11 protein-coding genes are annotated in these 12,191 nt (G+C 62.9%); 8 read left to right on the top strand and 3 right to left on the bottom strand.

Going from position 1 to position 12,191, the window contains the following annotated elements:
* The first annotated feature begins 101 nt into the window (after positions 1-101).
* The 6 genes from HZB49_RS23440 (at position 102) to HZB49_RS23415 (ending at position 6,019) form a co-directional block, all read left to right on the top strand.
* Positions 102-290, top strand: coding sequence for a DUF4169 family protein (locus HZB49_RS23440; protein ID WP_291615645.1), 189 nt, complete (start codon positions 102-104; stop codon positions 288-290).
* Positions 287-541 (top strand): ribbon-helix-helix domain-containing protein, encoded by a 255-nt coding sequence (locus HZB49_RS23435; RefSeq protein ID WP_291615643.1) that lies wholly within the window; start codon positions 287-289, stop codon positions 539-541. The genes HZB49_RS23440 and HZB49_RS23435 overlap by 4 nt, the downstream gene beginning before the upstream one ends.
* A 136-nt stretch (positions 542-677) precedes the next feature.
* Entirely contained in the window at positions 678-953 is a 276-nt protein-coding gene (locus tag HZB49_RS23430) for a FeoA family protein (RefSeq protein WP_291615642.1), read from the top strand.
* 14 nt (positions 954-967) lie between these two features.
* Positions 968-2,839 carry a ferrous iron transporter B gene (locus HZB49_RS23425; protein ID WP_291615640.1) on the top strand — a complete coding sequence of 624 codons (1,872 nt, stop codon included), beginning with the start codon at positions 968-970 and terminating at the stop codon, positions 2,837-2,839.
* Between the two features lie 253 nt (positions 2,840-3,092).
* Complete coding sequence (locus HZB49_RS23420) at positions 3,093-4,061, top strand: hypothetical protein (protein ID WP_291615638.1); 969 nt, start codon at positions 3,093-3,095, stop codon at positions 4,059-4,061.
* Positions 4,058-6,019, top strand: a complete 1,962-nt coding sequence (locus HZB49_RS23415) for an autotransporter domain-containing protein (RefSeq protein WP_291615636.1) — start codon at positions 4,058-4,060, stop codon at positions 6,017-6,019. Before HZB49_RS23420 ends, HZB49_RS23415 begins: the two co-directional genes overlap by 4 nt.
* A 110-nt stretch (positions 6,020-6,129) precedes the next feature.
* On the opposite strand, the gene HZB49_RS23410 is transcribed toward HZB49_RS23415, so the two are convergent.
* Together HZB49_RS23410 and HZB49_RS23405 are read right to left on the bottom strand one after the other, a co-directional pair.
* Entirely contained in the window at positions 6,130-7,083 is a 954-nt protein-coding gene (locus HZB49_RS23410; RefSeq protein WP_291615634.1) for an alpha/beta hydrolase, read from the bottom strand.
* 80 nt (positions 7,084-7,163) lie between these two features.
* On the bottom strand, positions 7,164-8,417 hold the full coding sequence (locus HZB49_RS23405) for an acyltransferase (protein ID WP_291615632.1): 1,254 nt from the start codon (positions 8,415-8,417) through the stop codon (positions 7,164-7,166).
* A gap of 350 nt (positions 8,418-8,767) precedes the next feature.
* Here HZB49_RS23405 and HZB49_RS23400 point away from each other — a divergent pair, with 350 nt between their 5' ends.
* Positions 8,768-9,361: a TMEM175 family protein gene (locus HZB49_RS23400; protein ID WP_291615630.1), complete on the top strand. Its 594-nt coding sequence runs from the start codon at positions 8,768-8,770 to the stop codon at positions 9,359-9,361.
* A 33-nt stretch (positions 9,362-9,394) separates the two neighbouring features.
* Here the strand turns inward: HZB49_RS23400 and HZB49_RS23395 are convergent, their stop codons facing one another.
* Positions 9,395-10,141, bottom strand: a complete 747-nt coding sequence (locus HZB49_RS23395) for a molybdate ABC transporter substrate-binding protein (RefSeq protein ID WP_291615628.1) — start codon at positions 10,139-10,141, stop codon at positions 9,395-9,397.
* 258 nt (positions 10,142-10,399) lie between these two features.
* On the opposite strand from HZB49_RS23395, the gene HZB49_RS23390 reads away from it, so the two are divergent.
* Positions 10,400-11,449, top strand: a complete 1,050-nt coding sequence (locus tag HZB49_RS23390; RefSeq protein ID WP_291615626.1) for a hypothetical protein — start codon at positions 10,400-10,402, stop codon at positions 11,447-11,449.
* The last annotated feature ends 742 nt before the right edge of the window (positions 11,450-12,191 follow it).

The raw sequence follows: 12,191 nt of genomic DNA, 5'->3' as shown, positions 1-12,191 counted from the left end.
ATCAGGTATCGGTATACGGGGATTCTTGGATGGCTATTGAGCATTTTATTGCGCGACGCTGTCGCTCTTTTCCTGCGGTCTTCTAGATGATGGAGACGAGCATGGGTGATATCGTCAATTTGAATCGAGCGAGAAAGCGCGTCGCAAGGCAAACGGCTGCGAAGGAAGCCGACGCGAACCGTGCGCGGTTTGGTCGCAGCAAGTCGGAGCGCGCGCAGGAGCAACAGGTGAGCGAACGCGCGAAGGCGTTGCTCGACCAGCATCGGCTCGGCGATGGAGAGGCGTCATGAAGTCGCCCGTCGTCAAACGCTCGATCGTCGTCGCCGGCCACAAGACCAGCGTCAGCCTCGAAGAGGCCTTCTGGAACGGCATGAAGGAAATCTCCGGCACGCGCGACATGACCCTGTCGGAACTGGTCGGCGAGATCGACGGCAATCGCCAGCAGGGCAATTTGTCGTCGGCGATCCGGCTGTTCGTGCTCGACTACTTCCGCACGCGCGCCAATGGCGGCGGCGGAATCGAGTCGCGGCCGATGGCTTGATCCACCTCGATGCGAAGAGCGCCCCGGGCTGTCGGTCCGGGGTCGCTTGGCCTGACCAATTTATAATCACTCTAAGCTTGCGCGCGATCGCAAGGCATTTGCTTGACCTGCCGCCCCGCGGTTGAAATGACAGGTCATGACCGATGCAATCGAGGCAGCCACGCAATTTCCGCTCGGAATGGCCAAACGCGGCTATTCCGGGGTGATTCGCCGCATCGCCGCCGATGACACCGGCTCGGCGCTGTCGGCGGCCGAGCTGGAGAGCCGGCTGATCGAGCTCGGTTTCGTCGAGGGCGCGCGCGTCGAGGTGCTGCACGAGGGCGCCGTCGGACGTGACCCGATTGCAGTACGCGTCGAAAATATCACCATCGCCGTCCGCCGCCGCGAGGCCATGGCCGTCATCGTCGGCTAGTTCGGATCGCGATCATGGAAGCCCCCCTGCTGCATCTCGCCCTGGTCGGCACGCCGAACAGCGGCAAGACCTCGCTGTTCAACGCGCTGACCGGCAGCCGGCAGAAGGTGGCGAACTATCCCGGCGTGACCGTCGAGCGCAAGGAAGGCTCCTTCGTCACGCCGCAGGGCCGCCAGGTCTCGCTGGTCGACCTCCCCGGCACCTATTCGCTGCGCGGCCGCAGCCCCGACGAGGAGATCACCCGCGACATGGTGCTCGGCCGCACCCCCGGCGAAGCGCTGCCGGATCTCGTGCTGTGCGTGGCCGACGCCACCAATTTGCGGCTCACCGTTCGCCTCGTGCTGGAGCTGAAAGCCACCGGCCGGCCGCTGGTGCTGGTGCTCAACATGTTCGACATCGCCACCCGCCGCGGCGTGGCCGTCGATGTGCCAGGACTTTCCGCGTCACTCGGCATTCCCGTGGTGACCTCGATTGCCGTGCGCAAGGGCGGCACCGACAAGCTGCTGCGCCTCACCGACGAGATCGTTGCCGGCGGCAAGGCGCCGGCGGGGGAAAACCGCTGGCAGCCGCTCACCGCGGCGCAGCTGCGCGCCAACCAGCGCGAGGCCGACCGCATCATCGCCGAGCACGTCAGCCTGCCGACGCGGCCGGATACCTGGACGGCCCGGATCGATGCGGTCGTGCTGCACCCGGCGGCGGGGCTGCTGATCCTCGCGCTGATCCTGTTCGTGATGTTCCAGGCGGTGTTCGCTTGGGCGCAGCCGCTGATGGAGCTGTTGTCGTCGGGCTTCGGCGCGCTCGGACAGCTCGTGCACGACAGGCTGCCCGCAGGCCTGCTGCAGAGCTTCCTGCAGAACGGCGTGATCTCGGGCGTCGGCAGCGTCGTGGTGTTCCTGCCGCAGATCGTCATCATCTTCCTGTTCATCCTGCTCCTGGAAGATTTCGGCTACATGGCGCGCGCGGCGTTCCTGATGGACCGCATCATGGGCGGCGCCGGGCTGCACGGCCGCGCCTTCATTCCGCTGCTGTCGAGCTTCGCCTGCGCCATCCCCGGCATCATGGCGACGCGCGTGATCGACAACCGGCGCGACCGCCTCACCACCATCCTGATCGCGCCGCTGATGACCTGCTCGGCGCGCATCCCCGTCTACACCCTGATCATCTCTGCCTTCATTCCGGACCGGCAGATCTGGGGCTGGTTCAACGTGCGCGGTCTCGTGATGTTCGGCCTCTATGCCGCCGGCATCGGCAGCGCGCTCCTGATGTCGTTCCTGATCAAGTTCTTCATGCTGCGCGACTACCAGCCCGCGCCCTTCATGCTGGAACTGCCCGACTACAAGCTGCCGCGGCTCAAGAGCATCCTGATCGGAACCTACACGCGCGCAAAAATGTTCCTGCAGCGCGCCGGCACCACGATCTTCTCCATGATGGTGCTGATCTGGTTCCTCGCCTCGTTCCCGCAAGCCCCCGCCGGCGCCGCCGGACCCGCGATCGACTACAGCATCGCCGCCTGGATCGGCAAGGCGCTGGAGCCGCTGCTGGCGCCGCTCGGCTTCAACTGGCAGATCGCGGTCGCGCTGATCCCCGGCATGGCGGCGCGCGAGGTCGCGGTCGCAGCGCTCGGCACCGTCTATGCCATCGAGGGCGGCAAGGAGGCCGCCGAGCAGATCGGCCAGATGCTCGCGACCAAATGGAGCCTCGCCACCGCGCTCTCCTTCCTGGTCTGGTACATCTTCGCCCCGCAATGCGCGTCCACGCTGGCGGTGATCCGCCGCGAGACCGGCAGCTGGAAGTGGATGGCGGTGACCTTCTTCTACATGCTGACGCTGGCCTATCTCGCGAGTCTTACGACCTATCAGATCGCGATCGCGCTCGGCGCGGGCTAGAGCGTTTCGGCCCGCCGCGGGGCCTGGACACAAAATCGCGAAAACAACCCCATGCAAAGTAAGATCGGCGCGCTCTCAGGCGCGGCGCATTCTCAATCCGCGCACATCTGTGGCCAAAATAACGCACGCGGGAATAATGGGTTGACTCCGGTTCCCGCAACGATTGTGGCCAAAGTGGCGCCGGGCTAGCCTCTGGCTTTGGAAGTGTCGCGCCACATTGGCCTGACAGTCGGCAAGACGTCAGGCAGTACCAATGTTGGGTTTTGCGCGCATTTTGGCCAGACGGGCCACGTGGCAGGCCTCAACGGCCCTGGTCTCGACAGCACTCGCAGCGCTTTCGATCCCGCAGCCGGCTCTGGCGGCGTGCGACGTCACCGTCAATCCGAACACGATTACCTGCGCCGCCAACACCACGACGACGCCTGCATTAAACCTCAACGCGGCCCATCCCAGTTCGAGCGATTCCGTCCAACAATTCACCACACCCGGCCCGCTCACCTTGACGTTCAATCCAGGCGTCACCGTCGATGGCCAGGGATTCCAGATAGTTTCCAATACCGGGGCAGCAATCAACGTCAGCAACGCCGGCGTGATCAACGGAGGAGCCTTTGGCCTCCTTTTCGACAGCCCCGCCAGCGGCAGCGTCACCTATACGGGCAATGGAAATATCAGCGGCGGCAATGGCCTGTATGTAAATACGCCGCGCTCCATCGACATCAATACAGGTACCGGCTCGATAACGGGCACGGCTCCCGGCTCCAGCGCCATCTTTGCCTTCGACAACTTTTCAGGCGCCGGCAATTTCAAGGTAACAACCAGTGGCGCCATCAGCGGGGGCGATTACGGGATATTCGCGCTAGCCAATACCGGCACCGTGACCGTGAACGTGAACGGGGGGACGGTCAGCGGGGGACGAAGCGGTATTTCCGCAGGTTCGGCTTCGGCCAGCGACGTGGTGGTCAACGCGAACGCCGGCACGATATCCAGCGGCAACACTGCCATCTCGATGAGTGGCGGCGGCAACGTCACCTTCAACGGCAATGGCAGCGTGATCACCGGCGGCAACGCTCTCTCTGTGGGCGGGCAGTTCGTCTCCGTCAATCTCACGGCCGGCAGCGTCGCCGCCACCAGTAGGGGCGTCCGGGTCTTCAGCACCGGTTCGACCTCCGTCTTCTCGGCGCCGGGGTATCCGTCACCGGCAACGCGCGTGGACTGGAGATGACGGGCACCGACAGCGCCACGGCGACGGTGCTCGGCACCCTCGGCTCCGCAGAATTCGCCGCCTCTTACCGGGGCACACTCAACATCGGCAATGGCGGCGCCGCGGGCACGGTGAACGGCAATGTGCGGATGCTGGACAGCAACGCCGTGCTGAACTTCAACCACTCGAACACCGGCACGCTGGCGGGCGACATCTCAGGCGCCGGCACGGTCAGACAAATCGGCTCGGGCACCGCGATCCTGACCGCGGTCAATACCTACACCGGCGCCACCGCCGTCAATGCCGGCACGCTGCAGGTGGATGGCTCGATCGCCTCCTCCAGCCTGACCAGCGTCAACAATGGCGGCACGCTGTCGGGCAACGGCTTCGTCGGCAATACCGCGATCAACAACGGCGGCACGCTGGCGCCGGGCAATTCCACCGCCGTCCTGACCGTGCAGGGCAGCCTCACCTTCTCTACCGCCGCGGCCTACCTGGTGCAGACGTCGGGCGCCAGCAGCAGCAGCCGGACCGTGGTGACCGGCGTCGCCAATCTCGCGGGCCAGGTCGTCGTCGATGCGCCGACCCGGCTCCTGCAGTCGCGCACCTACAAGATCATGACCACGGGATCCCAAACCGGCGCATTCGCCGGCGCCAGCATGCGGGCCGGCAATACCTTCGCGAGCAATCCGGTATTGAGCTATGTCGGCCACGACGTGTTCGTGACACTCGGCCCGGGCCTGCTGTCGCCGATCCTGCCGGCCAATGCCGGCACCAACCAGAGGAATGTCGCCGGCGCCGTCGACAACGCGCTGCTCGCCGGCGTGTCGCCGTCGACCGCGTTTGGCGCGATCTTCGGTCTCACCGGCAACAACCTGCTCAATGGGCTGACGCAGATGTCCGGCGAGACCGCAACGGGATCACAGCAGACCACCTTCAATGCCATGACGCAGTTCATGGGCCTGATGACCGATCCGTTCATCGACGGCCGTGGCGCACCTGCCGCGCCGCCGTCTGGTGCTGCCCGCTATGCCGAGGAAGAACCGCTCGCCTACGCATCCCGCAAGTCGCGCTCGAAGAACGAGCGCGATGCCTATGCTGCTGTTTACAGCAAGGCGCCGCTGGCAAGGAACTACGATCCGCGCTGGAGCGTGTGGGCGGCCGGCCTCGGCGGATCGCAAACCACCGACGGCAATGCCGCGCTCGGATCGAACACCAGCACCAGCCGCATCTTCGGCGTGGCGGCGGGCGCGGATTACATCTTCTCGCCGCGCACCATCGCGGGCTTTGCGCTGGCCGGCGGCGGCACCAGTTTCAGCGTCGCCAATGGCGGCAGCGGCCGCTCCGACCTGTTCCAGGCCGGCGCCTTCGTGCGTCACACTGTTGGCCAGGCCTACGTCACCGGGGCGCTCGCCTATGGATGGCAGGACGTGACCACCGACCGCACCGTCACCATCGCCGGCGTCGACCGCCTGCGCGCGCAGTTCAACGCCAATGCATGGTCGGGCCGCGTCGAGGGCGGCTACCGCTTCGTCATGCCATGGATGGGCATGACGCCCTATGCCGCTGCGCAGTTCACCACCTTCGAACTGCCGGCCTATGCCGAGAACGTGGTGTCCGGCGCCAACACCTTTGCGCTCCGCTATGGCGCCAGGAGCGTGACGGCCGGCCGCAGCGAGATCGGCCTGCGCGCCGACAAGTCCTGGGCGATGCGGGATTCGATCTTCACCCTGCGCGGCCGCTTTGCCTGGGCGCACGACTACAACCCCGATCGCTCGATCGGCGCCACTTTCCAGACGCTGCCGGGCGCGTCGTTCGTCGTCAACGGCGCGGCGCAGTCGCCCGACAAGGCGCTGACCACGGCATCGGCCGAAGTGATGTGGCGCAGCGGCGTTTCGCTCGCCGCCACCTTCGAGGGTGAATCCTCCGGCAATTCGACGAGCTACGCCGGCAAGAGTGTCGCGCGCTATCAGTGGTGACCTGACTTCCGCTTATGACCCGTTTGAGACGTTGCGGCGGTCCCTCGCGATGTCCGGTTTGAGGGTAGAACCGGAAGTGGTCGGCAGACGGCCTGACCTCCGAGCCTATCTCACGGGAAATATCGCCGAGTAAACTTTCGGAAGTTTTCCAACAGGAACCGATTTGCTCGCTTGCTGATTGGAGCGTTCGGTACCATCATGTCGAACCCGTGAAACGCGCCGTCGAATATCTCGAATTCGACTGGAACATTTGCTCGACGAAGGTTCTCAACGTAGGCTTTCGTTTCATCCCGAAACGGCTCGATACTGCCGACGTAAGTGATCGTCGGCGGCAATCTCGTATAGTCGGTACAGCGTGCCGGAGCTGCGTAAGGCGTCACGTTCCTCACGCCATCGAGATAACGCGACCATGCCAGCCTGTTGGCCTTTGCATCCCATACAGGTGCGTTGTTTCCGGCGGCGGAGGCGCTGTTCTGCCGGTCATCGATCATTGGATAGATCGGCATTTGAAATGCCAATTTTGCATCGCCGGTATCGGTCGCCTTGAGCGAGACCGCCGCCGCAAGCCCTCCGCCCGCGCTATGGCCCGACACGATGAACCTGTCGCCTCTTCCGCCGATGGAGACCGCATTATCCCTCATCCATAGCAGGGTGTCGTAACAGTCGTTGAATGCGGCCGGGTACGGCGCTCGATCGGCCTTTCTGTAGTCCGGCGCGAGAATGATGCATGGTACTGTTTTGATGAAGTCCCTGATGATTGAGCCGAAGTGCTCGGGCACCCCGTGAAAGTAACCGCCGCCGTGCAAATACAGCATGACCGGCAATGGTCCAACCGCCGCGGTCGGCCGATAGAGCCTCACGCGAATGGGCGCCCCGCCGTTTCTGCTCGGGACATATAGCTGCTGGCAGACAAGTCCTTTGGTGTTTATTCCGAGGGAGGCCCTGCCGATGAAGCGGAGCACGAGCGGCGAGAGCCGTCTCGTATGGAAAAAGGCAGCGAGCATACGCCCGGCGGCATATATGCCGCGCAGGTCTTTATCCACCATGTCTCTGGTGACTTTCACCGGATACTTCGTGCCTCAAGTCGCCGAGATCGTTCCATTTGATGGATCTGCAGGAAGCTGGTCCGGCAAGGCGCCGGCGATCACCACGTGGTCATCCTTACCGGCACGGGTGGGAGGCCCAGCCCCCGGGCAAACAGCGTGCGCCTCGATGCCGGCATTCTGTCCGGAGACAGTCCATAATATGAAATGGTTTTCGTGATCGCGTCCCTGATGGCCGGCTCGACCTTCGCACAAATGAACCAGCAGATCAGGACGAGCATGGCCAGCGCGACCCATACGGCTACGGCGGGACCGAGACCGGCATTGATCAGGGCATGAATCATCCCAGTGCCAATGACGTTATGGGTGAGATAGAGCGGAAAGGTGATCAGCCCAAGCGTCCTCAAATAGCTCGGCGCTTCACGCGCAGCGGCGGCTGCAGGACGCCTGTTCCTGTTCGCATCGTAGGCAATGACGCCCACCGCCGCCGCCCAGACCACGATCGGCACAAGGGCCGACTGACCCGAGATGGCAGGGATGGTTGTCAAAAAGAAAGAGGCAAAAAAGTAGATTTCTGCAGCGCCCGAAACACAGGTGACGGCGACGGCGACCCGTTCAAGCGCCGTCAGCTTTCTGTTTGCGGAAATGAAGAGCCAGATGCCCAGCGCAAAGAAGCAGCCGTGGTTCAACAGAAATGCCGCGCACGGCACCCGAAACATCAGGATAGCGAGATAGGGCAAGTTGTCCGGCGACACAGTGGGCAAGTTGGATGGCGTCGTGAATAACAGAATGAGCAACGCAACAGCGTTGAACACCGCGCTCCAGACGGTGAGGCCGAAGGCGAAGTGCCGTAGCGTGATTCGCTTCGTCAGCATCGCGAAAAAGACGAACAGATAAAACGCCATCTCGGCCGCAAGCGTCCAATAAACGACGTCGAGCGATTGTTTCGTAACTCCCTCGGGAACGAGGGTCATGGCGTGGATGTAGGGCGCGATGAATTCGGATGCCGATCCGGTGCCGAAGATAAGGAGAACGAGGAGGGTTGCGGTGGCGCAAACCCAGACCGCCGGATATAGCCTGAGAGCGCGGCCAAGAAGAAACTGTGTCGGCGAAGACCTGCTCGCCGAATTCGCTATGACGAAACCGGAAATAACGAAGAATATCTCGACTCCTACCCAACCAAACCATGTAAAGGTCGCGGCGTTCGGATAATGAACATCGGCGGCGACGAAGCGCTCGAATCCTGGGTGGCCAATCGAAACCCAGGCCCACGACCAGAACATCTGGTGAAAAATTGCGACGCCGAAGGCGGCCCCGAAGCGCAGCGGATCCAGCAGGGGAAAATGGTACTTCATGGGAGTGCCCCAAACGCGTGAAACGATCCGTAGCGAATATTGGATATCTTAACCGAGCCCCGTGAGGCATGTCACGCTTTCCCGGGCGAGCTTCCTGAAACTGTTTGCTCCGCAATTTGGGACCTGCCGCTCGCTTGATGTCGCTTATCGGCCCGATGCGGGCATTCCGGTCCACCCGCTTGATGTCTGCTCTTGAAGGCGGACCAGACATGGCAAAGGGAAATCGCCACTTCCGCCTATGACCCAACTCGGACATTGCGGCCTATCCCAATCACAACCAACGTGCTTTGATGACCATACAGCGGCGCCGCTCCGCGAAGCGTGTCCGGCAGCTTTGAAGGGGAGCGAGGTTGACGCAGATCGGTCTTTTCGAAATGCGTCGATTGGAGGCCTTGAGCAACACCATCTTCGGTGTTGCGATGACGCTGCTCGCCTACGATCTGCCGAAGGCCAGCAGGTTCGCGAGGGCGCCGGCCTGGATAGACCTTGTCGACGCCTACGCACAACCTGGCATCGCGCTGATGATCAGTTTTATCGTGGCCGGCGTGCTTTGGCTCAGCCATCATCGGCGACTCACCTTCGCGCCGGAAGGCAGCCGCGGCGAAGTCTTCCTCAATCTGATCTTCCTGTTATCGATCGTCATGCTTCCGGTGACGAATGGACTTTACGGCGTGTATCGGCTCGATAGTGTCGTAGCAGTAAGCTACGGCTTCCATCTGACTGTCATTGCCGGCTTGAATGCGCTGCTATGGGTTCTGGCGCTGCGAGGTCGCCGCAATCCCGAGTTGCTGGTAACCGCGATCTTTCCGGTCTTCGCACTCGTGTTCGGAACGGTGATGGCCGCCGTCGCGCCGTTCGTTGCGCAGTTCACATGGTGCCTGGCATTTGGCGCGCCTCTGGCGGGCTGGTTGGCGGCCCGGCGTTGGCCGACGAGAACGGCTTAGCGAGCTCGCTTCCCACCGCAGCCGCGAAATCGATCAACCTGGCTCGAGGTGGTGCTTCGTGATGATCGTCATGGCGGCCGGCGACGTGAGAAACCTGACCAGCGTCGTCGCTGCGTCCGGCTCCTTTGTCCCGCTATGAACGCCGCCCGAAAACACGGTGACGTTCTGGATCTCGGGCGGCAACGGTCCGAGATACTGGATGCCTTTCACCGGCATGAGCTCACTTATCTGATGGAATCCGATCTCGGCCTCGCCGCGCGCAACCACCGCGCCAACGGGTTCGCCGGGCTTCACCGTGGCGGTCTTTGCCTTGACCTCGTCTGCGATGCCCATCTTCTGGAACATGCTGACGATGTAGGCGCCGCTCGCCCCCGCGGAATACGCAACGGATTTCGCGGCGAGTACCGCCTTTTTCACTGCATCGGCGGAGCTTATGTCGGGCTTTGGCGCACCCTCGCGTACTGCAATCCCGGCGCCCGATTTCGCGAAATTGGCTCGACTTCCGGGCATGAGTTTTCCTTGCCGGATCAGTTCCTCAGTCCCGCTGTTACCCAGAATGACGACGTCGGCGGCTTCGCCCGCCGCAATGCGCTTCTGGATGTCTGGGCTGCCGGACCATTCTGCCGTGACCTTGTTGCCAGTCGCCTTCTCGAACTGGGGGAGCAATTCGAGATACGCATCCCTGATGGCAGCGGAAGCCAGGACCTTGATCTCGGCCGCATCAGCCACCGATGACAGCAGCAGGCTTGTTGCCACTGCGATAATCACTCGTGCCTTCATGATTGTCCCCCCCATGAGATTGCTTTCCTGGCTTAGGATTGATTGTACACCATCTTGGATCGTTCTCGAGCCCGCTCCTTTAGCAGAGTCGACCGGCGGAAATTGATGATCGCGCCAAGCAACGTCACCGCATGGGTCGGCTTGTCCGTTGTTGGCCGCGCAAGCTCGATCCGGTATGCCGCGGAAGGGAGCATATTTTGACCTGCCGCAAGGTGTGCAGCCGGTCAGCCCTCCAATATCTGGCCATAGGAGAAATTCATGGGCCGCATTGCAGGCGTGGCGACGCTGTTTCTGGTGCTCGTTCTCGGTGCGTGCTCACCGCCGGCCGAGCTGGCGCGGCCCGTCACACCGCCCGATGTTGCCGCGCGGACGCTGCTGCCGCCGGGCCGGATCGAGGCGATCAAGTCGCCACCCGCGACCGACGGTGCGCAGGTGACCGCCGATGGCGGAGGCCGCATGACCGCGCTTCGGTTCGCAAGCACAGGGGATGCCGTGCTCGCTCTCGATGCGCTGGCAAAGCGCGTCGAGACACGAGCCGGCATTTCCTCCCGCAGCCGCGTCGCGATCGGATCGTTGCAGTATTTGCGCTATTCCGGAGGCTCGACATTCGGTCTCGCCTGGGTGAGCGGGCCATGGGTGTTCTCTGCCGAGGCCGCGAGCGCCGATCGGCTTGTTGACCTGATCGCGGCTTCGCGTGTCGGCGGCGTCGAGGACAAGGGGCAGCTCAAATGGTTCCCCTGGGTGATAGCCGGCATCGTCCTGCTGTCGCTCGCTGTCGGCGCGCTGCTGTTGCGCCGGCTGCTGCGCAGTCAGGTGGTCGCACCTGCAACCGGTGCGACCGCGGTATCGCGCGAGAAACTGATCGCCCGGCTGATGGCGCTGAACGATCCGTCGCGGCCCTGGCTGGTGCGGACGGGGCCCGAAGCGGACCTTGTCGTGGAATGGAAATACGCCGACGCCACGTGGTGGGGCATCATGGCGAAACAAGGCGTGCGCGAGACATACCGGCTGAGACTCTATCTCAACGAGGCGACGCACCGTGTCGGCGCGCTCGACGAGACCTCGGAGATCGAATGGTCCGGCGGGCTGATGGGCACGCCCTCGTTTCGCTACAGCAAGTCGGGCTTTCGCGGTGTCCAGCTGTTCAAGCGCAAGCGCGAAGTCGCCTATGGCTTTGACACCCCCGCCGGAGGCGGTTTCGGCAAGCAACTCGACGTCAACTTCGATCTCGACTCATTGAAGCAACCGGTCATCGCCGCCGTCACCGCAGCCGGCTGGAGCTATTCGCCTGTGATGCGTCCACAGTAGGAACCATCGTCCGCAGCGTGCCACGGCCTTGAGCCGGGGGTCGCCCATCGGGGGCAAGGCTGACCTGTTCCGGTCACCGGCCAACTCTGCCTGATGACCCAAGGCGGACATTTCACCAACTGCCAATCGTGCTACAAAGTTGGCCTTTGACGACAACCGATCCAACGGGACGATGCGGCAGCAACTTCGCCCTCCTCAGAGGATTCGAACCCATGACACAACCGGAACCGGTCATTTCTGCCTCTGAGGGAATACGGTTTCCGAGGCTCTATGCCGCAATCAAATGGATAATAATAGCGTCACTGACTTTCCTGGCGCTCCTGGCCGCAGCATTCTGGACATTGGTCCTGGGTGAATTCTCTGCGTCCGGATTCCGCGCATCAAACCCGGTTTCCGGAACGGGCGAGAACCTGGCTATCACGCCGGAATGTGCATGGCCCTTGGGCGTGAACGACCACGACGCCAAGACCGTATGCCGGATGTTCTATAACCTGACTCCCGAGCAGCGAGCGCGGGTACTGGCGAGACGCAAGTAAACACGCACGCCCAAATTATTCGCAGCTCTTCGGAGTCGCAGCTAGGGCGTCGAGGCTCCAAATGATCCCTTAACGGGCGTCACGCTCGGTCCCGGGGATGTACGCTGTCGGGGGTGAAGCGGACGTCACAACTGCCCCTTCCTAGGATCGCTTCTGACCCAAAGCAGACATTGCGAGCGCTCTTGGACCCGCACTGAAACCTGCTT

The organism is Bradyrhizobium sp., assembly GCF_016219575.1.
In the GTDB taxonomy this organism is placed as follows: Bacteria; Pseudomonadota; Alphaproteobacteria; order Rhizobiales; family Xanthobacteraceae; genus Bradyrhizobium.
The sequence above is the reverse complement of the archived record's forward strand: the minus strand, read 5'-3'. Positions and strand labels throughout refer to the sequence as shown.

Coding starts and splice junctions, on each gene's coding strand:
- HZB49_RS23430 (WP_291615642.1), top strand. CDS start 678: ATGACCGATGCAATCGAGGCAGCCACGCAATTTCCGCTCGGAATGGCC.
- HZB49_RS23420 (WP_291615638.1), top strand. CDS start 3,093: ATGTTGGGTTTTGCGCGCATTTTGGCCAGACGGGCCACGTGGCAGGCC.
- HZB49_RS23435 (WP_291615643.1), top strand. CDS start 287: ATGAAGTCGCCCGTCGTCAAACGCTCGATCGTCGTCGCCGGCCACAAG.
- HZB49_RS23415 (WP_291615636.1), top strand. CDS start 4,058: ATGACGGGCACCGACAGCGCCACGGCGACGGTGCTCGGCACCCTCGGC.
- HZB49_RS23405 (WP_291615632.1), bottom strand. CDS start 8,417: ATGAAGTACCATTTTCCCCTGCTGGATCCGCTGCGCTTCGGGGCCGCC.
- HZB49_RS23390 (WP_291615626.1), top strand. CDS start 10,400: ATGGGCCGCATTGCAGGCGTGGCGACGCTGTTTCTGGTGCTCGTTCTC.
- HZB49_RS23440 (WP_291615645.1), top strand. CDS start 102: ATGGGTGATATCGTCAATTTGAATCGAGCGAGAAAGCGCGTCGCAAGG.
- HZB49_RS23395 (WP_291615628.1), bottom strand. CDS start 10,141: ATGAAGGCACGAGTGATTATCGCAGTGGCAACAAGCCTGCTGCTGTCA.
- HZB49_RS23425 (WP_291615640.1), top strand. CDS start 968: ATGGAAGCCCCCCTGCTGCATCTCGCCCTGGTCGGCACGCCGAACAGC.